This window comes from Pseudomonas arvensis (assembly GCF_056688935.1).
Genome location: NZ_CP162038.1, coordinates 1,954,268 through 1,976,746, shown reverse-complemented (window position 1 = coordinate 1,976,746; position 22,479 = coordinate 1,954,268). Strand labels below are relative to the sequence as shown.

The 22,479-nt window shown below is 59.8% G+C and carries 21 protein-coding genes and 4 tRNA genes; 10 read left to right on the top strand and 15 right to left on the bottom strand.

The window, feature by feature from the left end:
* Positions 1 to 27 precede the first annotated feature (27 nt).
* The gene (locus tag AB3G88_RS09160) at positions 28 to 681 is read left to right on the top strand and encodes an HAD family hydrolase (RefSeq protein WP_400525363.1); all 654 of its coding nucleotides are present in this window, start codon (positions 28 to 30) and stop codon (positions 679 to 681) included.
* 128 nt (positions 682 to 809) lie between these two features.
* Here the strand turns inward: AB3G88_RS09160 and AB3G88_RS09155 are convergent, their stop codons facing one another.
* Positions 810 to 1,772, bottom strand: a complete 963-nt coding sequence (locus AB3G88_RS09155) for a zinc-binding dehydrogenase (RefSeq protein ID WP_112194388.1) — start codon at positions 1,770 to 1,772, stop codon at positions 810 to 812.
* A 138-nt stretch (positions 1,773 to 1,910) separates the two neighbouring features.
* Here AB3G88_RS09155 and AB3G88_RS09150 point away from each other — a divergent pair, with 138 nt between their 5' ends.
* Both AB3G88_RS09150 and AB3G88_RS09145 read left to right on the top strand, forming a co-directional pair.
* Complete coding sequence (locus AB3G88_RS09150; protein ID WP_177411518.1) at positions 1,911 to 3,992, top strand: carboxy terminal-processing peptidase; 2,082 nt, start codon at positions 1,911 to 1,913, stop codon at positions 3,990 to 3,992.
* A 118-nt stretch (positions 3,993 to 4,110) separates the two neighbouring features.
* Positions 4,111 to 5,880: a bifunctional diguanylate cyclase/phosphodiesterase gene (locus AB3G88_RS09145; protein WP_480453745.1), complete on the top strand. Its 1,770-nt coding sequence runs from the start codon at positions 4,111 to 4,113 to the stop codon at positions 5,878 to 5,880.
* Here the strand turns inward: AB3G88_RS09145 and AB3G88_RS09140 are convergent.
* The 4 genes from AB3G88_RS09140 to bamJ all read right to left on the bottom strand — a co-directional run bounded on the left by AB3G88_RS09140 (position 5,877) and on the right by bamJ (position 8,177).
* Positions 5,877 to 6,248, bottom strand: a complete 372-nt coding sequence (locus tag AB3G88_RS09140) for a hypothetical protein (RefSeq protein WP_005786715.1) — start codon at positions 6,246 to 6,248, stop codon at positions 5,877 to 5,879. The genes AB3G88_RS09145 and AB3G88_RS09140 overlap by 4 nt on opposite strands.
* The gene (locus AB3G88_RS09135; protein ID WP_191960394.1) at positions 6,245 to 6,583 is read right to left on the bottom strand and encodes a helix-turn-helix domain-containing protein; all 339 of its coding nucleotides are present in this window, start codon (positions 6,581 to 6,583) and stop codon (positions 6,245 to 6,247) included. The genes AB3G88_RS09140 and AB3G88_RS09135 overlap by 4 nt, the downstream gene beginning before the upstream one ends.
* 92 nt (positions 6,584 to 6,675) lie before the next feature.
* A complete protein-coding gene (locus AB3G88_RS09130) occupies positions 6,676 to 7,134 on the bottom strand; it encodes a YkvA family protein (RefSeq protein ID WP_400525353.1) in 459 nt (152 codons plus the stop codon).
* Positions 7,135 to 7,445: 311 nt separating this feature from the next.
* Positions 7,446 to 8,177 carry a BamJ family beta-barrel-assembly machinery protein gene (gene bamJ / locus AB3G88_RS09125; RefSeq protein ID WP_099584450.1) on the bottom strand — a complete coding sequence of 244 codons (732 nt, stop codon included), beginning with the start codon at positions 8,175 to 8,177 and terminating at the stop codon, positions 7,446 to 7,448.
* A 247-nt stretch (positions 8,178 to 8,424) separates the two neighbouring features.
* Between bamJ and AB3G88_RS09120 the strand changes: the two genes are divergently transcribed.
* The 3 genes from AB3G88_RS09120 (at position 8,425) to AB3G88_RS09110 (ending at position 11,627) form a co-directional block, all read left to right on the top strand.
* Entirely contained in the window at positions 8,425 to 10,233 is a 1,809-nt protein-coding gene (locus AB3G88_RS09120) for a di-heme-cytochrome C peroxidase (RefSeq protein ID WP_480453743.1), read from the top strand.
* Positions 10,230 to 11,396 carry a catalase family protein gene (locus AB3G88_RS09115; RefSeq protein WP_480453742.1) on the top strand — a complete coding sequence of 389 codons (1,167 nt, stop codon included), beginning with the start codon at positions 10,230 to 10,232 and terminating at the stop codon, positions 11,394 to 11,396. Before AB3G88_RS09120 ends, AB3G88_RS09115 begins: the two co-directional genes overlap by 4 nt.
* 108 nt (positions 11,397 to 11,504) lie before the next feature.
* Positions 11,505 to 11,627 (top strand): hypothetical protein, encoded by a 123-nt coding sequence (locus tag AB3G88_RS09110; protein WP_256592825.1) that lies wholly within the window; start codon positions 11,505 to 11,507, stop codon positions 11,625 to 11,627.
* Positions 11,628 to 11,706: 79 nt separating this feature from the next.
* Here the strand turns inward: AB3G88_RS09110 and AB3G88_RS09105 are convergent.
* The 4 genes from AB3G88_RS09105 to AB3G88_RS09090 form a co-directional block, all read right to left on the bottom strand.
* Positions 11,707 to 11,783: transfer RNA gene (locus AB3G88_RS09105), tRNA-Asp, on the bottom strand.
* A gap of 19 nt (positions 11,784 to 11,802) precedes the next feature.
* Positions 11,803 to 11,878: transfer RNA gene (locus tag AB3G88_RS09100), tRNA-Val, on the bottom strand.
* 176 nt (positions 11,879 to 12,054) lie between these two features.
* Positions 12,055 to 12,131 (bottom strand) — tRNA-Asp (locus AB3G88_RS09095).
* Between the two features lie 19 nt (positions 12,132 to 12,150).
* Positions 12,151 to 12,226: transfer RNA gene (locus AB3G88_RS09090), tRNA-Val, on the bottom strand.
* Positions 12,227 to 12,385: 159 nt separating this feature from the next.
* On the opposite strand from AB3G88_RS09090, the gene rdgC reads away from it, so the two are divergent.
* The 3 genes from rdgC (at position 12,386) to sugE (ending at position 14,785) form a co-directional block, all read left to right on the top strand.
* Entirely contained in the window at positions 12,386 to 13,306 is a 921-nt protein-coding gene (gene rdgC / locus AB3G88_RS09085; RefSeq protein WP_191960397.1) for a recombination-associated protein RdgC, read from the top strand.
* A gap of 93 nt (positions 13,307 to 13,399) precedes the next feature.
* Complete coding sequence (locus AB3G88_RS09080) at positions 13,400 to 14,365, top strand: bile acid:sodium symporter family protein (protein WP_099582815.1); 966 nt, start codon at positions 13,400 to 13,402, stop codon at positions 14,363 to 14,365.
* 105 nt (positions 14,366 to 14,470) lie between these two features.
* Positions 14,471 to 14,785 (top strand): quaternary ammonium compound efflux SMR transporter SugE, encoded by a 315-nt coding sequence (gene sugE / locus AB3G88_RS09075; protein ID WP_016970241.1) that lies wholly within the window; start codon positions 14,471 to 14,473, stop codon positions 14,783 to 14,785.
* Between the two features lie 117 nt (positions 14,786 to 14,902).
* On the opposite strand, the gene AB3G88_RS09070 is transcribed toward sugE, so the two are convergent.
* The 3 genes from AB3G88_RS09070 to AB3G88_RS09060 form a co-directional block, all read right to left on the bottom strand.
* Complete coding sequence (locus AB3G88_RS09070; RefSeq protein ID WP_480453740.1) at positions 14,903 to 16,777, bottom strand: MFS transporter; 1,875 nt, start codon at positions 16,775 to 16,777, stop codon at positions 14,903 to 14,905.
* 56 nt (positions 16,778 to 16,833) lie between these two features.
* On the bottom strand, positions 16,834 to 17,982 hold the full coding sequence (locus AB3G88_RS09065) for a TDT family transporter (RefSeq protein ID WP_158877383.1): 1,149 nt from the start codon (positions 17,980 to 17,982) through the stop codon (positions 16,834 to 16,836).
* A 77-nt stretch (positions 17,983 to 18,059) separates the two neighbouring features.
* Entirely contained in the window at positions 18,060 to 19,262 is a 1,203-nt protein-coding gene (locus tag AB3G88_RS09060; RefSeq protein WP_480453739.1) for an MFS transporter, read from the bottom strand.
* A gap of 91 nt (positions 19,263 to 19,353) precedes the next feature.
* Between AB3G88_RS09060 and AB3G88_RS09055 the strand changes: the two genes are divergently transcribed.
* A complete protein-coding gene (locus tag AB3G88_RS09055; protein WP_480453737.1) occupies positions 19,354 to 19,893 on the top strand; it encodes a TetR/AcrR family transcriptional regulator in 540 nt (179 codons plus the stop codon).
* 70 nt (positions 19,894 to 19,963) lie between these two features.
* On the opposite strand, the gene AB3G88_RS09050 is transcribed toward AB3G88_RS09055, so the two are convergent.
* The 3 genes from AB3G88_RS09050 to AB3G88_RS09040 form a co-directional block, all read right to left on the bottom strand.
* A complete protein-coding gene (locus tag AB3G88_RS09050) occupies positions 19,964 to 20,743 on the bottom strand; it encodes an ABC transporter permease (protein WP_099582809.1) in 780 nt (259 codons plus the stop codon).
* On the bottom strand, positions 20,740 to 21,672 hold the full coding sequence (locus AB3G88_RS09045; protein ID WP_099582808.1) for an ABC transporter ATP-binding protein: 933 nt from the start codon (positions 21,670 to 21,672) through the stop codon (positions 20,740 to 20,742). Before AB3G88_RS09045 ends, AB3G88_RS09050 begins: the two co-directional genes overlap by 4 nt.
* Positions 21,673 to 21,806: 134 nt before the next feature.
* Positions 21,807 to 22,424: a glutathione S-transferase gene (locus AB3G88_RS09040; protein ID WP_112194368.1), complete on the bottom strand. Its 618-nt coding sequence runs from the start codon at positions 22,422 to 22,424 to the stop codon at positions 21,807 to 21,809.
* Positions 22,425 to 22,479: the final 55 nt, after the last annotated feature.

The window sequence follows — 22,479 nt, the reverse complement described above, 5'->3', positions numbered from 1 at the left end:
CAACGATTTACAAAGAGAGCGTGACGGATGGCATTGGTAATTTTTGATCTGGACGAGACCTTGATCCACGGCGACTGCGCCACCTTGTGGAGCGAGCAGATGGGCCGCCTGGGCTGGGTCGACCCGGAGTCGTTCATGCGCAAGAACAATGAACTGATGGAGGCCTACAGCCAGGGCAAGCTGCGCATGGAGGACTTCATGGACTTCAGCCTGGAGCCGATGATCGGCCGTAGCCCGGAAGAGATTGATCACCTGGTCGAGCCGTGGGTGGAGGACGTGATTGAACCGTTGATCTACAGCGACGCCACCAAGACCATCGCCAGGCACCGAGCCAACGGCGACCGGATTCTGGTGATCTCGGCATCGGGCACCCATCTGGTGAAACCGATTGCCGCGCGCATCGGTATCGATGAGGTACTGGGCATTGAGCTGGACGTCAGCCATGGCGTGTACAGCGGCCATACCGTCGGTGTACTGACCTATCGCGAAGGCAAGATCACGCGGTTGCTGGAGTGGTTGGAGCAGGAAGGTGAAACGCTGGAGGGGGCCTATTTTTATTCGGATTCGCGCAATGATCTACCGTTGCTGCTCAAGGTGGACCACCCGCAGGTGGTGAATCCGGACCCGGTGTTGCGCGAGCATGCTGAAAAGGCAGGTTGGCCGATCCACCATTGGGTCTGACTCAACTGAGATCCAAATGTGGGAGGGGGCTTTCCCCCGATCGCGGTTCGTCAGATGAAACATTCTTCACTGAAACACCGTCATCGGGGGCAAGCCCCCTCCTACATTGACCCTATTCCAATCCGGGATCAGGCCAGGCTTTCGTCAATTACCAGCACCAGTTTCCCGGCGATCTGGTTAGTCGCCAACTCGGCAAACGCGGCCTCGGCATCCTTGATCGGGTACGTCTTGGCCAATTGCGGGCTCAGTCGCCCGTCACCAAACAGTGGCCACACATGCTGGCTCAGATCACTGAACAGGTCAGCCTTGAACTGATCACTGCGGCTGCGCAAGGTCGATCCGAGCAGTTGCACCCGCTTGCCCAGCACCTGCGCCAAATCGATCTGCGCCTCGCGGCCGCCCATCAAACCGATCAACACCCAGCGTCCATCCAGCGCCAGCAGCTTGAGGTCCAGCGCCGCATAGTTGCCACCCACCGGGTCGAGGATCACATCGAACGGCCCGAAGTCGCGCAGCCCTTCGATCCCGTCGGTACGGACCACGCCGCCCTGGGCGCCCAGTTCCTCGCAATAAGCCAGGCGCTCCGCCGAGCCAACGCTGACCCAGCACGGGCTGCCAAACGCCTTGCACAGCTGGATGGCCGCTGAGCCCACGCCACTGGCACCGGCATGCAGCAGCACTTTCTCGCCGGGCTTGAGGCCTGCCAGCTGGAACAGATTGAGCCAGGCGGTGCTGTACACCTCGGGCAAGGCCGCCGCTTCAATCAACGACAAACCTTCCGGCACCGGTAGCACGTGGCGCGCATCCACCACGACTTCTTCGGCCATGCCACCCCCGGCGAGCAGGGCACAGACGCGATCACCCACTTGCCACGAAGAACCTGGCCCCACTTCACTGATCACGCCGGAACATTCCAGGCCCAGCACAGCGCTGGCGCCAGGCGGCGGCGGATAGAGTCCGGCACGCTGTAATAAATCGGCGCGATTAAGACCCGCAGCCGCCACGCGAATGCGAACTTGGCCTACGTCACATGTAGGACTTGGTTCGTCCAACCACTCCACATGACCTTCAACGCCTTGCAATGCTTTCACAGTGCCTCCATAGTGAGTCTGGACTGAGCCCGTAGCAGTAGCGCCGGGCTTTTTGCATTATGCGACCGGCCCCTATGGAACCGGCAACTTCAAAGACGGCCTAATATGCGTTATCAATTGCCCCCGCGTCGAATCAGCATGAAGCATCTGTTCCCCAGCACCGCCCTCGCTCTTTTCATTGGTCTCGGCTTCACGTCGATGTCGACCAATACGTTCGCAGCCAACAGCTGGGACAACCTTCAACCGGATCGCGACGAGGTGATTGCCAGCCTTAACGTGGTCGAGTTGCTCAAGCGCCATCACTACAGCAAGCCGCCGCTGGACGACGCTCGCTCGGTGATCATCTATGACAGCTACCTCAAGCTGCTGGATCCGTCGCGCAGCTACTTTCTGGCCAGCGATATCGCTGAGTTCGACAAGTGGAAGATGCAGTTCGACGACTTCCTCAAGAGCGGCGACCTGCAGCCCGGCTTCACCATCTACAAGCGTTACCTGGACCGCGTCAAAGCGCGTCTGGACTTCGCCTTGGCTGAGCTGAACAAAGGTACCGACAAACTCGACTTCACCCAGAAGGAAACCCTTCTGGTGGACCGTAAGGACGCGCCTTGGCTGACCAGCACCGCCGCCCTCGACGACCTGTGGCGCAAACGCGTCAAGGACGAAGTGCTGCGCCTGAAGATCGCCGGCAAAGACCCCAAGGCCATTCAGGAGCTGTTGACCAAGCGCTACAAGAATCAACTGGCGCGTCTGGACCAGACCCGTGCCGAAGATATCTTCCAGGCTTACATCAACACCTTCGCAATGTCCTACGACCCGCACACCAATTATCTGTCGCCAGATAACGCGGAAAATTTCGATATCAATATGAGTCTGTCGTTGGAAGGCATCGGCGCCGTCCTGCAAAGCGACAATGACCAGGTGAAGATCGTGCGTCTGGTGCCGGCCGGTCCGGCAGACAAGACCAAGCAGGTCGCTCCGGCGGACAAGATCATCGGTGTGGCCCAGGCCGACAAAGAGATGGTCGATGTGGTCGGCTGGCGCCTGGACGAAGTGGTCAAGCTGATCCGCGGGCCGAAAGGCAGCGTGGTGCGCCTGGAAGTGATTCCGCACACCAATGCGCCAAACGACCAGACCAGCAAGATCGTGTCCATCACCCGTGAAGCGGTGAAGCTCGAAGACCAGGCCGTGCAGAAGAAAGTCCTCAACCTCAAGCAGGATGGCAAGGACTACAAACTGGGCGTCATCGAAATCCCGGCCTTCTACCTCGACTTCAAAGCCTTCCGAGCTGGCGATCCGGACTACAAGTCCACCACCCGCGACGTGAAGAAAATCCTCACGGAACTGCAGAAAGAAAAAGTCGACGGCGTGGTCATCGACCTGCGCAACAACGGCGGCGGTTCCCTGCAGGAAGCCACCGAGCTGACCAGTCTGTTCATCGACAAAGGTCCGACCGTGTTGGTGCGCAATGCTGACGGCCGTGTCGACGTGCTCGAAGACGAGAACCCGGGCGCCTTCTACAAAGGTCCGATGGCGTTGCTGGTCAACCGCCTCTCAGCCTCGGCTTCGGAGATTTTCGCCGGCGCCATGCAGGACTATCACCGTGCGCTGATCATCGGCGGCCAGACCTTCGGCAAAGGCACCGTGCAGACGATCCAGCCGCTGAACCATGGCGAACTCAAGCTGACGCTGGCCAAGTTCTACCGGGTTTCCGGGCAGAGCACCCAGCACCAGGGCGTACTGCCGGACATCGATTTCCCGTCGATCATCGACACCAAGGAAATCGGCGAAAGCGCCCTGCCGGAAGCCATGCCGTGGGACACCATCCGTCCTGCGATCAAGCCTGCTTCGGATCCATTCAAGCCGTTCCTGACGCAGTTGAAGGCTGACCACGACACCCGCTCCGCCAAGGATGCCGAGTTCGTGTTTATCCGCGACAAGCTGGCCCTGGCCAAGAAGTTGATGGAAGAAAAAACCGTCAGCCTCAACGAAGTGGACCGTCGCGCGCAGCACAGCGACATCGAAAACAAGCAACTTGTGCTGGAAAACGTCCGCCGCAAGGCCAAGGGCGAAGAACCACTCAAGGAGCTGAAGAAAGAAGACGAAGACGCGCTGCCGACCGAAGCGGATAAAACCAAACCGGAAGACGACGCTTACCTGGCCGAGACAGGCCGGATCCTGCTGGACTACCTGAAAATCACCAAACAGGTGGCCAAGCAGTAAATGATGGCGATTTAATGTGATCGCTCTCCGGAGTGTCATCATATAGACATCATTCTGTCGTGAAATGAAGGACCGCAGGCTCATCGCCTGCGGTCCTTTTTTTTCGATCGAGATCGCCATGACCATGACCGAACAGCTGAATGCATTGGGCTCTATCCTGGCTCAACGCAGTTTGCACAGCCTGTTCCAACCGATCATCTGCCTGTCTGAACGGCGCATCCTCGGCTACGAAGCCCTTAGCCGCGGGCCGTCCAACAGCCCGCTGCACTCCCCCGTCGCCCTGTTCTCGGTGGCCGGCCAGGCCGGGCGCCTCAGCGAATTGGAAATGGCCTGCCGCGAAAGCGCATGCCGCCGCTTCAGTGATCAAAAGCTGCCGGGCAAGCTGTTCCTGAATATCTCGCCAGAATCCTTGATGGAAACGGCGCACCAACCGGGACGCACCCTGCAACTGCTGCGCGACTTCGGTATTGCGCCGAGCCAAGTGGTGATCGAACTCACCGAGCAAACCCCCACCGACGATTTCGACCTACTGCAAACCGCCCTGCACCATTACCGCAACATGGGCTTTTCAATCGCTCTGGATGATCTGGGTGCCGGCTATTCCAGCCTGCGCTTGTGGTCGGAGCTGCGCCCGGACTACGTGAAGATCGACCGGCACTTTATCGACGGTATCCACCAGGATGCGCTCAAGCGCGAGTTTGTCGGCTCGATCCTGCAAATCGCCAGGGCGTCCCGTGCCCAAGTCATCGCCGAAGGTATCGAACTGCCGGAAGAACTGGCGGTGTTAACGGAGATGGGTGTCGATCTGGTCCAGGGTTACCTGCTCTGCCGCCCACAAGAACAACCGCCGCAGGAAGCACGGCTGATGCTGCCCAAACCGGACCAATCCACGGTGGTGCTCAACGATGAAGGCAGCGACCTCAGCGCCCTGCTCAACGAGCAACCAGCGGTGGACCAGGACACCGCCACGGCCAAGGTGCTGGAGGCATTCCGCCGCCAGGCCAACCTTAATTCCCTGGCGGTGCTGGATGAGCGCGGACACCCCGTGGGTATCGTCCACCGGCATTCGCTGTCCGACGCGCTGCTCAAGCCGTTTGCCACCGATCTCTTCGCCCGCAAACCCATCAGCCGCTTGATGAGCACCGATTTTCTGGCGGTTGAGCTGAGCCAGTCACTGCAGCAGGTCAGCCGTTTGCTGACCAGCCGCGCACGGCAACGCATCGAAGAGGACTTCATCATCACGCTCAATGGCGATTACCTGGGCCTGGGTCGGGTGATCGATGTGCTCAAGTTGATCACCGAACTGAAGATCCAGCAGGCCCGCTACGCCAACCCGCTGACCCTGCTGCCCGGCAACGTACCGATCCAGCAGTGCCTCACGCGGCTGTTGCAGCAACAGCGTGAATCAGTGATCTGCTACGTGGATATCGACAGCTTCAAACCGTTCAATGACATCTACGGCTATGGCCGTGGGGACGAGGTGTTGCTGTGCCTGGCGCAGTGCCTGAACGACCGGGTCGACCCGAGCCGCGACTTTGTCGGGCATATCGGCGGCGATGACTTTTTGCTGGTGCTCGGGCCACAGGACTGGCGCAAGCGGCTCAACCAGTTGCTGGATGACTTCCATACCCAATGCCGGCGTTTCTACCGCGCGGAGCATCTGGAAGCCGGTTGTTTCGTGGCACTGAACCGTCAGGGCGTGCGCCAGGAGTTTGCGCTGCTGTCGTTGTCGATTGGGGTGGTGCATTTGTATCCACAGGCCTGTGGACAACTCGATGCCAGCCAGTTGGCGGAATTGGCGTCGCAGGCCAAGCACCATGCCAAGGATGTGGCCGGTTACAGCATCCATGTGATCGACAGCATGGACGTGCTGCCCCAGGCGCTCTAAGCCTCGGCAGACTCCGGGTACTCGTATTCAAACACCCGCACCACTTCAGAGGCGTGCCAGGACGCAGCGGCCACGCCATCGGAGGGTCCGCTGAAGCGCCCAAGGCGCTCCACGCACTCAAAGAAACCGGTACGCGGCAGGCGGCTGGCGCCCTGGCTGATCACCAGGGAGCTGCGCAGCGGTTGCTCGGCCTTGGCGTCCAACGCGGCCAGGTGCTCCAGGGCCGCGGCCAGGGTTTGCATCGCCGGCGTCGGAAATTGCAGGCGCTCCAGCAGCGCGCGGTAGGTCAACAGATGGCGCTGGCGGCGCGCCTGGTCCAGTTCGTTAAGCAACCCATCCCAGTGTTGACGACTGATACGTAGGCTCAAGATTCATCCCTCCAACCTGCAACGCCCAATTCCCAAGCCAGGCTGCGGCGGATCGCGGCATCCGGCTGGCGTTCACCACTTTCGATCAATCCGAGATACGACGGGCTGATGCCCACGGTGCGGGCCAGGGTTTCAATGGCCAGCCCCTTGGCTTCACGCAAGCCGCGCAGGTCTGCGAGCACACGCAAGTCCTGGTCAGGTGCGGCTTGGACAGTAGGAGGAGGAGTCGGTGAAGGTTGTTGCTGACCGGCAGCTTTTAGCAGCGCCTGGTACTGATCCCATGGCAACACCGCGTATTCCGGTTCGCCATCGCGTGAAATTATCTGAATATCCATGACTGCCCCGTAGGATAACTGCACTTACTGAGTAAGTTCTTTCCTTAGGAGTGTAATCCTAACAGCCACAAAGGTCGCAGGGGATAGCCACCTCATCCGTTTTTTTGCGGGTTTTCCTTGGCCAGCAACGCGGGCGTCGCAGGCAGGCGCTCAACCACCGCAAGTTTTTCCGGGCGCTGCGCGTCACGCCAGGCGCGAAAAGCGCTCAGTTCGCCCTCCAGGGCCTTCATGACCCACGCAAGTACGGCGATGTCATCGAGCATGCCGAACATCGGGATAAAGTCCGGGATCGCGTCAATCGGGCTCAGAAAATACATCAGCCCCGCCACCACCGAGATCAGCGCTTTGGGGCTGATGGCTCGATACTCGCCCCGCCAGTAGGCCAGACACAGAGATTGGAGCAACTTGAAATCGCCCTTGAGCTTGCCCAGGCGATTGCCTTGGCTCGACCCCTTGGCGGCGACCGCGAACAGCAGGGTCGGCAGACGCCCACGGCCCAGCAAGCGTGCAGCCATGGGCAGGAAGCGGGTGAAATTGAAGGGTGGTTTCATCTGTCACTCCAGTTCCATCAAACAGAAAGGTTATCCACACAAATTGTGGATAACCTTGTGAACAGAGCCTGTTTTACTGGCTGAAAGCCACGGTTTACAAGGCCTGCAGTCAGATCGGGCGTTTTTTGCGCACATCAAAAAAACCCAAGATTTCATTGACTTGGCGATTGCGTGCGGCTAGTCGTGCGTAACTCTTATATCAGACTGTTACCGCCCGGGGACGTTCGTTTGGATTTGCCCGAACCGCAATGTGCAAGCTTCAGATACAACAACGCCCCGTCGAGACGGGGCGTTGTGTGTTCAGGCGCCTGTTACTTCTTGGCGGCTGGTGCGTCAGGGGCTTCAGCCTTGGCTGGGTCCTTGATGGCCAGCAGTTCCAGGTCGAAAACCAGCACGGAGTTGGCTGGAATCGCCGGGCTCGGGCTCTGGGCGCCGTAGGCCAGGTCGGATGGGATGTACAACTCGACCTTCTCGCCGACGTGCATCAGTTGCAGGCCTTCGACCCAACCCGGGATCACACCGCTGACCGGCAGGTCAATCGGGCTACCGCGATCCACGGAGCTGTCAAAAGTGGTGCCGTTGGTGAGTTTACCGGTGTAGTGAACAGTCACCACGTCAGTCGGCTTAGGCTGGGCGCCATCGGCTTTCTTGGTGATCTTGTACTGCAGACCGGAAGCGGTGGTAACGACGCCGTCTTTCTTGGCGTTGTCTTCGAGGAATTTCTTGCCGGCGGTAGCCGACTCTTCGCTCATTTTGGTCATGCGTTCTTCAGCACGCTTTTGCAGTGCGGCGAACGCTTCTACCAGTTCGTCGTCTTTGAGCTTCTGCTCTTTCTTGCCGACGGCATCTTCGATGCCCTGGGCTACTGCTTTGGAATCCAGATCATCCATGCCTTCTTGAGCAAGGCTTTTGCCCATGTTCAGGCCGATGCCGTAGGAAGCTTTCTGCGCCGGGGTTTTCAGCTCTACGCTGGTCTGCGAATCACAACCCGCAAGTACCAGGCTAACCAGGGCCACCGCCGCCGCCAACCGATGCTGTTTCATGCTATTTCCTTGTTCATGCGCCAATAGGGCATTCGAATAAAGTCGCGAGCTTATCAGGCGGCCACGACCAATGGCTACCGGCATGTGAGCAGGAAACTTCCGATAAGTTCACGTGTTTAAAAGCATTTTCATTCATGATGAGCACCCGCGAAGGATCGCGGGACCGCCTGCCAACGGGCTCATGGCCACTTGCCGCACTTGTGCCGTAGTGGCATAACAACGCGACAACTCGACAAGGATAGTTATCTTGCGCATTTTTTCCCGTGTTTTACTCCTGATATTCACCCTTCTGGTCCTGTTGCTGGCCGTGGTGATCTATTACACCGTCAACCCCAAGCTACCGGACTACGTGCCTGTGGAGCAGGTGCATTACCAGGACCAGTGGAGTGCCGCCGACCGCCAGACCTATTACTTCACGCCCCAGGGCACCCAGGTAAAAGGCCTGCATTACGACTGGTTCACCGCCCTGGAGCTACCGTTCGCCGAGGGACGCTTTGCCACGCCGCAATACCTGGCGCGCTTCGGCTTCCTGGTGGATCCCAAGCAAGTGCCCACCACACAAAACCCCGGCAACCTGCCCGTAGGGTTTGCCCGCCATAAAAACGCTGGCAGCAACGTTGAGTACCTGGATATCACCTGCGCCGCCTGCCACACCGGCGAATTGCACTTCAAGGGCCAGGCTCTGCGGATCGACGGCGGCTCGGCGCAACATGTGCTGCCATCCAGCGTGCCCACCTTGCGCGGCGGCAGCTTCGGCCAGGCCCTGGTCGCCAGCCTGGCCGCGACCTATTACAACCCATGGAAATTTGAGCGCTTCGCCCGCCAAGTGCTGGGCGATCGCTACGAGGCCGAGCACAGCCAGCTGCGCCAGGACTTCAAGCAGTCGCTGAACCAATTCCTCAAGGTCGCCTGGAACGACACCCACCGTGGCCTTTACCCCACCGAAGAAGGCCCAGGGCGTACCGATGCGTTTGGCCGCATCGCCAACGCCAGCTTTGGCGATGCCATTTCCCCGGAAAATTATCGCGTCGCCAACGCACCGGTGGACTACCCGCAACTGTGGGACATCTGGACCTTCGACTGGGTGCAATGGAACGGCTCGGCCCAGCAGCCTATGGCACGCAATATCGGCGAAGCCCTCGGCGTGGGGGCGACCCTGACGTTTTTCGATGGCGCGGGCCAGCCCCTTCAAGGCGATGCACGTTATCCGTCCAGCGTACGCGTGCGCGACCTCAACCTGATCGAAGAAACCCTGCAACGCCTCAAACCGCCTACCTGGCCCGAGGAGTTGTTCGGCGCCGTCGACAAGCCGCTCGCCGCCCAAGGCCGAGCGCTGTTCGCCGAGAACTGCGCCGGCTGCCACGTGCCCACTGTCAGCCAGGAAAGTGGTCGCCCGGTGCAAACCCTGAAAATGCTGCCGGTGGACTACATCGGCACCGACCCCGGCACTGCCAGCAACATCGCCGACCAGCGCTACGACCTCAGCGCCCTGCAATGGGACCCGGCGGAGTTGGCCAAGCTGAATGTCCAATTGCACCCGACACCGACCGAGCCCCTGGACCCGAAAAATATGTCTGTGGCCAAGGGCCTGGCCTATGTCACTGCCTTTGTCGAAGACCACGCCTACCGCGCCGCCGGTGTCACCCCGGCCGAGCGCCCGCGCATGGATGGCTACGGCCTGCCGATTGGCGTGCGCGAGCTGCGCGCCTACAAGGCACGCCCACTGGCCGGCGTGTGGGCCACGCCGCCGTTTTTGCATAACGGTTCGGTGCCGACAATCTACCAATTGCTCTCGCCCCAGGACGAGCGCAGCACCACCTTCTATAAAGGCACCTTCAATTACGACCCGCGCCATCTCGGCTTTGAGACCACGGCGTTCAAGAATGCCTTTGTCTTCGATACCAAAATCACCGGCAACTACAACAGCGGCCACGAATTCCGGGCCGGCGCTCTTGGCAACGGCGTCATCGGCCGCGGCCTGCTGCCGCAGGAACGCTGGGCGCTGCTGGAATACCTCAAAGTGCTGGGCGGCCCGCTGGAGCAACAACTGCCATGATGATCCGATCTCGATACGACCAACCGTCCCTGCTCGCCCGCCTGTGGCTGCGCATGGGTAGATTCCTCGGCAAGAGCTTGCTGTGGCTGATGGGCCTGGGCTTGCTCGGCTGGCTGGCCGCTACCGCCTGGTACGCCTGGCAGCACAGCGGACCGGTGTCGCCCAATGAGCAGATCCCGCCGGGTGAAGCGGCAATGACCCAGGGCATCATCCAGACCGCCGTGCGCATCGTCGACCAGCACCGCGAAGGCACGCGCTACCTGCGTGATGCCCACGCCAAGGCCCACGGTTGCGTGAAGGCCGAAGTCAGCGTGCTCGCCGACCTCGACCCGGCGTTGCGCCAGGGGGTGTTCGCCGAACCGGGCAAGACCTGGCAGGCGCTGATGCGGCTGTCCAACGGCAACGCCTACCCGCAGTTCGACAGCATTCGTGATGCCCGTGGCATGGCGATCAAGCTGCTTGATGTGCCGGGCAAACAGTTGCTCGCCGACCAGCAAACCCGTGCCGAACAGGACTTCGTGATGTTCAGCCATCCGAACTTCTTCGTCAGCGATGTGGCGGAATACGCGCAGAACATCGGTGCCCAGGCCGATGGCAAGAAAGTCCTGGCGTTCTTCCCCAAGGCCGACCCGCGCAGTTGGCAAGTGCGCCATCTGTTTATCGCCCTGGCAACCCTGGCGCCCGCACCGGCCAGCCCGACGCAGACCACGTACTTTTCCGTATCGCCCTACAAGTTCGGCGCGGCCAACGCCAAGTTCCGCGTCGCACCCGACCCGCAAAGCTGCCCGGAATACGCGCTGCCCAAGCAGAACCAGGACCTGCCGAACTTCCTGCGCAGCGCCCTGAGCCAGCAATTGTCCACCGACCGCATGCCGGCCTGTTTCGTGTTGCAGATCCAGCGGCAGAACCCACAGAAATTCATGCCGATCGAAGACACCAGCATCGAATGGAAGGAAAGCGACGCGCCGTATGAAAGCGTGGCCAAGGTGAGGATCCCAGCCCAGGATTTCGATACGCCTGAGCTGAACCTGGCCTGTGACAACCAGTCATTCAACCCCTGGTTTGGCGTGGCGGAGCACCGCCCTATCGGCGGCATCAACCGCTTGCGCAAGGCGGTGTATGAGGCCGTCAGCGACTATCGTCACAGCCGGAACGCGCCGTAAAAAGTGCGTAGCAATGGGCCCGACGCCGTAAAGAATGCGTCGGGTCTATTGAGCTGTTTGCGTCCCACCTCTACGGTGAAGGCTTACCCCGTCACGTCGGAAATAACCGTGGAAAGCTCGACCCTTGGCATGCTCTTACTGACCTTGATCGCCGTGTTCGGTACCGCCTCTTTTTTCTTTGATCACATGGCGACGCGCCGCCAGCCACGCAAGAAAAAACCAACGGTATAAATCGCAGGCAAAAAAAAGCCCGCTCATTGAGCGGGCTTCTTGTGGTGACCTGGCGTTCAGTGTTCCAGGTTACCGAATATGGCGCAGCGGACGGGACTCGAACCCGCGACCCCCGGCGTGACAGGCCGGTATTCTAACCGACTGAACTACCGCTGCGCGTAACACATGAAGCGAATGGTGGGTGATGACGGGATCGAACCGCCGACCCTCTGCTTGTAAGGCAGATGCTCTCCCAGCTGAGCTAATCACCCTTCGTTTCGGTGTGGGCGCATCATACACCAAAAAATCGTAATGTCTTGATTTAAATGCAATTTATTTAAAAAAAGTTCACCGCACGATTTTTCGCCATATTTCGGGCAAAAAAAACCCGCTCAATGAGCGGGCTTTCCGTGGTGACCTGGCGTTCAGCATTCCAGGTTACCGAATATGGCGCAGCGGACGGGACTCGAACCCGCGACCCCCGGCGTGACAGGCCGGTATTCTAACCGACTGAACTACCGCTGCGCGTAACACATGAAGCGAATGGTGGGTGATGACGGGATCGAACCGCCGACCCTCTGCTTGTAAGGCAGATGCTCTCCCAGCTGAGCTAATCACCCTTCGTCTCGGTGTGGCGCGCATTCTACGGAGCGACCTATGGTCTGGCAAGCACTTTCTTAAATCTTTTTTTTGAGGCCTTCCAATGGCTTAGGCAGGGTTGGCCTGGGGCGCTATCAAGAGAATAATGCCCCCCTTTGTATAAAGGAGAGACTCACCCCATGTGGTTCAAGAACCTGCTTATCTATCGCCTGACCCAAGATCTGCCTGTTGATGCCGAGGCGTTGGAAACTGCAATGGCCACCAAACTGGCGCGCCCTTGTGCAAGCCAGGAGTTGACCACTTACGGTTTCGTCGCGCCTTTTGGTAAAGGTGAAGACGCTCCCCTGGTTCACATCAGCGGAGATTTCCTGCTGATTGCCGCGCGCAAGGAAGAACGCATCCTGCCGGGCAGCGTAGTGCGTGACGCGCTTAAAGAGAAAGTTGAAGAGATCGAGGCCGAGCAGATGCGCAAGGTCTATAAGAAGGAACGCGATCAGATCAAGGATGAAATCATCCAGGCCTTCCTGCCCCGCGCATTTATCCGTCGCTCGTCGACCTTCGCCGCCATTGCGCCGAAACAAGGCCTGATCCTGGTCAACTCGGCCAGCCCGAAACGCGCCGAAGACCTGCTCTCCACCCTGCGTGAAGTGATCGGCACCTTGCCAGTACGTCCGCTCACCGTGAAAACCGCACCAACCGCGATCATGACCGACTGGGTCACCACCCAGAAACCGGCCGATGACTTTTTCGTCCTCGACGAATGTGAGCTGCGTGACACCCACGAAGACGGCGGCATCGTGCGCTGCAAGCGCCAGGACCTGACTGGCGAAGAAATCCAACTGCACCTGACCACCGGCAAAGTCGTGACTCAACTGTCGCTGGCCTGGCAGGACAAGCTGTCCTTCATGCTCGACGACAAGATGACTGTCAAGCGCCTGAAGTTCGAAGACCTGCTGCAAGACCAGGCGGAACAGGACGGCGGCGACGAAGCCCTGGGCCAACTGGATGCGAGCTTTACGTTGATGATGCTGACCTTCGGCGAGTTCCTGCCGGCGTTGGTTGAAGCACTGGGCGGTGAAGAAACTCCACAGGGCATTTAAGCCATGTGAAGATCAAAATGTGGGCGGGGGCCTTCCCCCCTCCCACATTTGATCGCATGTGTACTTCAAGAATCTAACAACAAGGACACTGCCATGCGCGCACTCGCCGCCTTGAGCCGCTTCGTCGGCAATACCTTCGCCTATTGGGTGTTGATTTTTGCCGTGCTGGCCTTCCTCGAACCGAGCTGGTTCATCGGCCTGAAAAGCGCCATCGTCCCGCTGCTGGGGCTGGTGATGTTCGGCATGGGGCTGACCCTCAAACTCGATGACTTCGCCGAAGTCGCTCGCCACCCCTGGCGTGTGGCCCTCGGCGTGGTTGCGCACTTTGTGATCATGCCCGGCGTGGCCTGGCTGCTGTGCCAGGTGTTTCACCTGCCGCCGGAAATTGCCGTCGGCGTGATCCTCGTCGGTTGCTGCCCAAGCGGCACCTCGTCCAACGTGATGACCTGGCTGGCCCGTGGCGACCTGGCGTTGTCGGTGGCCATCGCCGCCGTCACCACCCTCCTCGCCCCGCTGCTCACGCCAGCGCTGATCTGGCTGCTGGCCTCGGCCTGGCTGCCCGTATCGTTCATGGAGTTGTTCTGGTCGATCCTGCAAGTGGTGCTGCTGCCGATCGTGCTTGGTGTGGTCGCCCAGCGCGTACTGGGCGAACGGGTTCGCCATGCGGTGGACGTATTGCCCTTGGTGTCGGTGGTCAGCATCGTGATCATCGTCGCGGCGGTGGTTGCGGCCAGCCAGGCGAAGATCGCCGAATCGGGCCTGTTGATCATGGCCGTGGTGATGCTGCACAACAGCTTCGGCTACCTGCTGGGCTACTTCACCGGGCGCCTGTTCAAGTTGCCTTTGGCGCAACGCAAGTCGCTGGCACTGGAAGTGGGCATGCAGAACTCCGGGCTGGGCGCCGCGCTGGCCAGTGCGCACTTCTCGCCGCTGGCTGCCGTGCCGAGTGCGCTGTTCAGTGTCTGGCACAATATTTCCGGGGCGTTGCTGTCGACGTACTTCCGTCGCATGAGCGAGAAGGAAGACCGTCGTATCCTGGAGAACACCCCACAAACTTGATCGCCTGATCCGTTTTCGGCACTCTACGGGCTTCGCGGGGACGACCTCGCGACGCCAACGAGCGTTGAATCCGGGGACGACCCCGCCTGAATAAGCGAGGTCATCATGTCCTGGATCATTCTGTTTTTTGCCGGGTTGTTTGAAGTCGGCTGGGCCGTGGGCCTGAAGTACACCGACGGGTTCAGCAAGCCACTGCCCACCGCCCTGACCATTGCGGCGATGGCCATCAGCCTTGGCCTGCTGGGGCTGGCCATGAAGGAGCTGCCACTGGGCACCGCCTATGCCATCTGGACCGGTGTCGGTGCCGTGGGCACTGTGATTGCCGGGATTATCCTGTTTGGGGAATCCATGGCGCTGTTTAGGTTGGCGAGTGTGGCGTTGATTATCTGCGGGCTTGTTGGGCTTAAAATCAGCACTTAGGCCGCTACCGCCATCGGGGGCAAGCCCCCTCCCACACTGGACCGCGCTTGTCAGAACAACTCGGTCAAATGTGGGAGGGGGCTTGCCCCCGATGAGGCCTCAACATCCAGCGCAGAACTACCTTGTACTCCCACGCAGAACACCAACCACAGCCTGTAATTGCGCAGGTGTCGCCTCCTCTACCCGAACAGGCTCACCGGCCACCAACACCACCCGCGACCAGATGCGGTGGAAAATCCCCTTGTTCGGATCGCGACTGAAGAAACTCCCCCACAACCCCTGCAACGCCATCGGATTCACCGGCACTGGCGTCTCCTCCAGAATCCGCGTCACCCCGCCACGGAACTCGTTCATCTCGCCATCAGCGGTCAACTTGCCTTCGGGGAAGATGCATACCAACTCACCTTCCTTCAGATACTGCGCAATTCGCGTGAAGGCCTTTTCGTAAATCTGGATATCTTCATGACGCCCGGCAATCGGAATCGCCCCGGCGGTGCGGAAGATGAAGTTGAGCACCGGCAGGCGGTAGATCTTGTAGTACATGACAAAGCGAATCGGCCGACGCACGGACCCTGCAATCAATAGCGCATCGACAAACGACACGTGATTGCACACCAGCAAGGCCGCGCCTTCGTCCGGGATCAGGTCGAGTCTTTTATGCTCCACGCGGTACATGGAATGGCTGAGCAGCCAGATCATGAAACGCATGGTGAACTCGGGGACGATTTTGAAGATGTAAGCGTTGACCGCGATGTTGAGCAGCGACACCACCAGGAACAACTCGGGGATCGACAGCTTGGCCACGCTCAGCAGCAGGATCGACACAATGGCCGACACCACCATGAACAACGCGTTGAGGATATTGTTGGCGGCGATCACCCGCGCACGCTCGTTCTCGGCGGTGCGCGACTGGATCAGCGCGTACAACGGCACGATATAAAAACCGCCGAACACACCGAGGCCGAGGATATCGATCAACACCCACCAGGCTTGGCCGTAACCGAGCACCGCCAGCCAGTCATTGGCCTGCACGTTCTGCGGGAAGCCGCCAGAGTGCCACCACAGCAGCAGGCCGAACACCGTCAGGCCGAATGAACCGAACGGCACCAGGCCGATTTCCACCTTGCGCCCGGAGAGCTTTTCGCAAAGCATCGAGCCGAGGGCGATGCCCACCGAGAACACCGTGAGGATCAGGGTCACCACGGTTTCATCGCCGTACAACCATTCCTTGGCGTAGGCCGGGATCTGGGTCAGGTAGATCGCGCCGACAAACCAGAACCACGAGTTGCCGACAATGGAGCGCGACACCGCCGGCGTCTGCCCCAGGCCCATGCGCAGCGTGGCCCAGGACTGGGTGAAGATATTCCAGTCCAGCCGCAGTTGCGGGGTAGACGCCGCCGCCCGTGGAATGCTGCGGCTGGCCAGGTAACCCAGCACCGCCACGCCGACAATCGCCACCGCCACAATCGGCGCGTAATGGGTAGACGACATCATGATCCCGGCGCCAATGGTGCCGGCCAGGATCGCCAGGAACGTGCCCATCTCCACAAGGCCATTGCCGCCGACCAACTCATCGTCGCGCAGGGCCTGGGGCATGATCGAGTACTTCACCGGGCCAAACAGTGCCGAGTGGGTGCCCATGGCAAACAGCGCCAGCAACATCAATTCGAGGTGGTTAGTCAGGAAGCCCGTGGCGCCAACGGCCATGATCACGATCTCGCCGATCTTGATCGCGCGGATCAATGCATCCTTGTTGAATTTCTCGCCAAACTGCCCGGCCAGCGCCGAGAACAGGAAGAACGGCAGGATAAACAGCAAGGCGCACAGGTTGACCCAGATCGAGCGATCGCCGTCGATGGTGAGCTTGTAGAGGATCGCCAGGATCAGCGATTGCTTGAAAATGTTGTCGTTGAAGGCGCCCAGCAACTGGGTGATGAAAAACGGCAGAAAGCGCCGCGTGCGCAGCAAGGTGAATTGCGAGGGGTGGCTCATCGTCCGTGTTCCTGCGTGGCCTTTATTTATCAGGCCACGACTTTACCTAATCCCGCTTACTTATTCGCTAGCCCTGCAATACATGGCGAAACAAAAAGCTCACCTTTATAGGCGCCCTGCACGGTGCGCCTGGCGACGATCAGCCACATCAGCGCCAATGCCAGCACCAGCGCACTGCCAAATACGTAGAAAAATGTCAGATGCAGCACATTCGCCAACTTGAGCGTGGCCAGGGCGTACACGCCCAGGGGGAAGGTAAAGCCCCACCAGCCCAGGTTAAACGGGATGCCAGCGCGCAGGTAACGCAGGGTGATCAGCACCGCGATCAGCATCCACCACAAGCCGAAGCCCCACAGGGTTACCCCCGCGATCAGGCCGATGCCGTTGGCGATCTCGCCGACACCCGGCAAGCCATTGGCAGCGAAGATCGCGGGTGCGTCGCCACCGAGCAGCAACATGCCGAGGGCGCCGGTGCCGATAGGGCCGAGCGCCAACCAACTCGACGCGGCCATACTGGCGTGGGGCAATTTATGCAGGGCCATGCGCAACATCAGGATGGTCAGGATGCTGAACGCCACCGGCAGGGAAAACGCCCAGAGCACATAGCTGGTCACCAGCATCACCAGTTGCGAATGAGCGTCCGCCAGATGCGGCGCCAGCAAGCCCCCGCTGGCCGCAGCGACTTCGGCGGCGACCACCGGCAACAGCCACACGGCGGTCATCTGGTCGATGCTGTGTTCCTGGCGGGTGAACATCATAAATGGGATCAATACACCGCAGGCCAGGGCCATCGCGACGTCCAGCCACCACAGGGCTTCGGCCACCGGGATCACCTCAACGCCCCAGCGCGGCAGGCCGAACAACAGCAAACCGTTGAGAATCGTCGCCAACCCCATGGGAATCGTGCCAAAAAACATCGAAACCGTGGAATGCCCGAAGATCCGCCGCGCCTCGTGGAAAAACATCACCCAGCGCGCGGCATACAAGACGCTGAACAGGATGAACAGCCCAATGGTAAACATCCACAGGCCTTCAGCGATGGTGTGCAATACGGGCAGGTTGACCGGCAATTGCGCCAGGGCCAGAGCCAGCACCCCCGTGCCCATCGTTGCGGCGAACCAGTTGGGGGTGAATTGGCGAATCACTTCCCGGGGACGGGTCAGGTGGCTGAGGGGTTTGTAGCTGATGGTGTTCGAGCAGGTCATGATGAAAATCCTCTTCCTCGCATGAGGTTGAGATCATCATAGAACCCGATCGAATATCCATATAACGGGTAATATCTCTAACTGTTATCTATTTTGCAGATATTCGATTGGCGTGAAGAGTCCTGCACCCGCAACCCCACCAGTGCAGCCAGGGCCAATATGATCAGCGCCGCGCCGTAGCCGTCGGTGGTCACGATCAGGCCGTAACTGCGGATCAGGTTGCCCGCCAGCAACGACGGCAGGCAGAACGCCAGATAACTGAGCACATAAAACGCCGACATCAACCCGGCTCGCTCATGGGGCAACGCCAGCGGCACCACGCTGCGCAACGCCCCGAGAAAGCCTGCGCCGAAGCCGCTGCCGGCGATCAGAGTGGCGATAAAAAACAACGACAGGCTGGCGCTGTGTACCGCCGTCAGGATCAGCGCCACCCCCACTGCCAGCAATGCCGCGCCAAGGCGCAGCACCTTGTCGGCCGGGCGATTGCGCAAGGTGAAGATCATCAGCGCCCCGCTCAACGTCAGTACCGCGACCAGACCGCCACCGATGAGGTTGGACGTGGATCCCGTCGCCGCCCGCACCAACGAAGGCGCCAGGGACAAATAGAACCCACCCATCGCCCACACCGCCACATCCACCGGCAACGACAACCACAGCGCCCGGCGTGCCTGGGGCGGCACATGCAGGGTTGGCCGCAGCGATGCCCATGCACCCGGAATACGGCTGACGGTTTCCGGCAGGCGCCACACATACAGTGCCTGCACCAACATCAGTGCCAGCAGCGCCGCGTAGATCAACTGCGTCGGCAATGGCGCGAACTCCACCAGCAAACTGCTACCCATCGCCCCGCACGCCATCCCCAGCAACGGTGCCACACTATTGACCAATGGCCCTTGCTGGCGGTCGGTATCCAACAGCGCCGCGCCCAGCACCGCCGTGGCCATGCCGGTGGCAAAGCCCTGTAATGTACGCGCCGCGATCAGCCAGGCCACGCTGTCTTCATTGATAAACAGCAGCATCGCCAACATATTCAGCAGCAGCGCAGCAAAAATCACCGGCTTGCGCCCCAGGTGGTCCGACAGCGAACCCACCGTCAACAGCGCCGCCAGCAGGCTCAGCGCGTATACACCGAAGATCAGCGTGAGCATACCTGCAGAAAAATGCAGGCCTTGCTGATACAGGTGATACAACGGCGTCGGCGCGCTGGACGCGGCCAGGAATGTCAGCAAGGTGATCGCCAGAAACACCAGGCTGGAACGGTGGGAAATAGGACTGGACATCGGCACGCTCCGCTAAAGCTAATATATTGCTTTTGTGGAGTGTGCGACTGGTCAGCGCTTAAAGCAAATTCTTTGTGTTAAGGTCGTAAATATGGCGATTAAAGAAGGCCTCCGCCCGGGGGGCCGTAGTGCCCGGGTACAAGAATCCGTTCATTCGGCCGTGCGTGAGCTGCTCGGAACCCACGAGCGCTCCAGCGTCACCGTGCCGATGATTGCCACTCGCGCAGGCGTCACGCCGTCGACCATCTACCGACGCTGGGGCGACCTCTCCGTTCTCCTGGCCGATGTGGCCCTGGCGCGCATGCAGCCTGATAGCGAGCCGGCCAACACCGGCAGTCTGCGCGGCGACCTGCAAGCCTGGGCCGAGCAGTATCTGGATGAAATGAGTTCAGAACCGGGGCGCAACATGATGCGCGACGTGCAATGCAGCGTGACACCTGGGTATTGCGTGAGCATCTTGAGTGGGCAGTTTCAGGCGATTGTCGATCGCTACCCGGATGACAACCCGCCCAGCGTCGACCGCCTGATCAACTTGCTGGCGGCGCCGACGGTGTTTCGGATTCTGTTTTCGACGGCACCGTTGGCGGTTGAAGAACTGTCTGCACTGATTGAACTCGCCTTGGGGAGATAAAAGCCTCACTCATAACCCAATGTGGGAGGGGCAAGCCCCTTCCCACACTTTCCCACATGCATTCAGTGAGTTATGTACGCATCCCGCGTCCACTGACCAGCAACTTCGCGCAACCGATATACAAGACGATGGTCGCCACGATCATGAAGGTGATCGCCACGCTGATCTTGATATCCGACACACCCAGGATGCCGTAACGGAAGGCGTTGACCATGTGCAACACCGGGTTGGCCAGCGACACGGTCTGCCAGAACGGCGGCAGCAAGGTGATGGAGTAGAACACGCCGCCCAGGTAGGTCAGCGGCGTCAGCACAAAGGTCGGGATGATCGAAATATCATCGAAGTTGCGTGCAAACACTGCGTTGATGAACCCCAGCAGCGAGAAGATCGTCGCCGTCAGCACCACCACCAGAATGGTGACCCCGAGGTGATGCACCTGCAGGTGAGTGAAGAACAGCGACAACAGCGTCACGATCACCCCGACCATCAAGCCACGCAACACACCGCCTGCGGTGTAGCCCAGCAGGATGGTGTGCGGTGACACCGGCGAGACCATCAGTTCTTCAATCGAGCGCTGGAACTTGCTGCCGAAGAAACTTGAAACCACGTTGCCGTAGGAGTTGGTGATCACCGACATCATGATCAGGCCCGGCACGATGTACTCCATATAGGTGAAACCACCCATGTCACCGATCTGCCGGCCGATCAGGTTACCGAAGATCACGAAGTACAGGACCATGGTGATCGCTGGCGGTAGCAGGGTCTGCGGCCAGATCCGGGTAAAGCGCTTCACTTCACGGTAAACGATGGTTTGCAGCGCGACGAGGTTGGGTTGCAGTTCGGAACTCATACCGCCACCTTCGTCAGATTTTTCTCCACCAGGGACACGAACAACTCCTCAAGGCGATTGGTTTTGTTACGTAGGCTCAGCACTTCGATGTTCTGGGTCGCCAACTGCGTGAACAGCGCGGTGATGCCCATGGCCTTGTCGACCTGGACCTCCAGAGTGTGGCTGTCCAACAACCGGCTTGGGTAGCCCAGCAGTTGCGGCGGCGCCGACAGATTGTTCTTCAGGTCGAGCAGGAAAGTTTCCACATGCAACTGGCCCAGCAGGTTACGCATGCTGGTGTTCTCGACGATGGTGCCGTGGTCAATGATGCCGATGTTGCGGCACAACTGCTCAGCCTCTTCCAGGTAATGGGTGGTGAGGATGATGGTGATGCCCTTCTCGTTCAGCTCGGTGAGAAAGGTCCACATCGAACGGCGCAACTCGATATCCACGCCAGCGGTGGGCTCATCGAGGATCAGCAGGCGTGGCTCATGCACCAGGGCGCGAGCGATCATCAGGCGACGCTTCATACCGCCGGACAATGAACGGGACGGCACGTCGCGCTTGTCCCACAGGCCGAGCTGGGTCAGGTACTGCTCGGCGCGTTCCTTGGCGACTTTCGACGGGATGCCGTAGTAACCGGCCTGAGTCACAACGATATCGAAGGTCTTTTCGAACTGGTTGAAGTTGAATTCCTGAGGCACCACACCGATGGAGCGCTTGAGCGCCGCCGGGGATTTATCCAGGTCATGGCCGAAGATATTCACCGTGCCGCTGGTCTTGTTGACCAGGGTGGAGAGGATGCCGATGGTGGTGGATTTGCCGGCACCGTTGGGGCCGAGCAAGGCGAAGAAGTCACCTTCGGCAACATCCAGATCGATACCACTCAGGGCCTGGAAACCGTTGCCGTAGGTTTTGGTTAGCTGCCGGATGGACAGAGCGGAACTCATATCGGAATACGCACCAAAGAAGGGAATGAAAAGAGTAGATGAGCGCGCAGCCCACGTAGTTCAAAGGCGGCGCATGACAAGCATGGTGCTTGCCCGCGCCGCACAAGTACAGTCACCTGTATTAATAGTCAGTATTAAGTCAACGCGGTCATGACCGCTTTGCGATAGGCCGGGCGTTGTTGCAGGCGCTGATACCAGGCTTCAAGATGGGGCATTGCCGGGCGCTCAATGGGCATTTCGAACCAGGCGTAGGCGAAGCAGCCCAAGGGGATATCGCCCATGCCGAAGGCGCTGCCGGACAGGTAAGGCTGCTCGGCGAGGGCCTGGTCGACTGTTTTGAGCGCATCGATACACGCTTGGCGCCCGGCATTGATGCTGTCCCAGTTCTGTTTTTCCGCCGGGGTACGCACGACACCCCAGAACACCGCCTTGAACGGCTCGGCCAGGGTCGAGGTGGTCCAGTCCATCCACTTCTCCGCGCTGGCTCGGGCTTGCAGATCGGTCGGATAAAATTCCGACGCTTGCTTAGCACATAGATAACGCACGATGGTGTTGGATTCCCACAACACAAAGTCATCGTCCTGAATCATCGGCACCCGGCCATTGGGGTTCAACGCCCGGTATTGCGGGGTGTCGACCACACCAAAAGCCCCGCCCGCATCAATCGCCTCATAGTCCAGGCCGAGTTCCTCGGCGCACCACAGTGCTTTCCTGACGTTTGATGAATTTTTACGACCCCAGATCTTCAGCATGACCGCGCCTTATTGTTGATGAACATGGCTTGATGGACGCAGCAGCATACGCCGG

Excerpts from the sequence above, each read along its gene's own strand:
- AB3G88_RS09160 (WP_400525363.1), top strand. The coding sequence starts at position 28 with ATGGCATTGGTAATTTTTGATCTGGACGAGACCTTGATCCACGGCGAC.
- AB3G88_RS09150 (WP_177411518.1), top strand. The coding sequence starts at position 1,911 with ATGAAGCATCTGTTCCCCAGCACCGCCCTCGCTCTTTTCATTGGTCTC.
- AB3G88_RS09145 (WP_480453745.1), top strand. The coding sequence starts at position 4,111 with ATGACCATGACCGAACAGCTGAATGCATTGGGCTCTATCCTGGCTCAA.
- AB3G88_RS09135 (WP_191960394.1), bottom strand. The coding sequence starts at position 6,583 with ATGGATATTCAGATAATTTCACGCGATGGCGAACCGGAATACGCGGTG.
- AB3G88_RS09130 (WP_400525353.1), bottom strand. The coding sequence starts at position 7,134 with ATGAAACCACCCTTCAATTTCACCCGCTTCCTGCCCATGGCTGCACGC.
- bamJ (WP_099584450.1), bottom strand. The coding sequence starts at position 8,177 with ATGAAACAGCATCGGTTGGCGGCGGCGGTGGCCCTGGTTAGCCTGGTA.
- AB3G88_RS09115 (WP_480453742.1), top strand. The coding sequence starts at position 10,230 with ATGATGATCCGATCTCGATACGACCAACCGTCCCTGCTCGCCCGCCTG.
- rdgC (WP_191960397.1), top strand. The coding sequence starts at position 12,386 with ATGTGGTTCAAGAACCTGCTTATCTATCGCCTGACCCAAGATCTGCCT.
- AB3G88_RS09080 (WP_099582815.1), top strand. The coding sequence starts at position 13,400 with ATGCGCGCACTCGCCGCCTTGAGCCGCTTCGTCGGCAATACCTTCGCC.
- sugE (WP_016970241.1), top strand. The coding sequence starts at position 14,471 with ATGTCCTGGATCATTCTGTTTTTTGCCGGGTTGTTTGAAGTCGGCTGG.
- AB3G88_RS09070 (WP_480453740.1), bottom strand. The coding sequence starts at position 16,777 with ATGAGCCACCCCTCGCAATTCACCTTGCTGCGCACGCGGCGCTTTCTG.
- AB3G88_RS09065 (WP_158877383.1), bottom strand. The coding sequence starts at position 17,982 with ATGACCTGCTCGAACACCATCAGCTACAAACCCCTCAGCCACCTGACC.
- AB3G88_RS09060 (WP_480453739.1), bottom strand. The coding sequence starts at position 19,262 with ATGTCCAGTCCTATTTCCCACCGTTCCAGCCTGGTGTTTCTGGCGATC.
- AB3G88_RS09055 (WP_480453737.1), top strand. The coding sequence starts at position 19,354 with ATGGCGATTAAAGAAGGCCTCCGCCCGGGGGGCCGTAGTGCCCGGGTA.
- AB3G88_RS09050 (WP_099582809.1), bottom strand. The coding sequence starts at position 20,743 with ATGAGTTCCGAACTGCAACCCAACCTCGTCGCGCTGCAAACCATCGTT.
- AB3G88_RS09045 (WP_099582808.1), bottom strand. The coding sequence starts at position 21,672 with ATGAGTTCCGCTCTGTCCATCCGGCAGCTAACCAAAACCTACGGCAAC.
- AB3G88_RS09040 (WP_112194368.1), bottom strand. The coding sequence starts at position 22,424 with ATGCTGAAGATCTGGGGTCGTAAAAATTCATCAAACGTCAGGAAAGCA.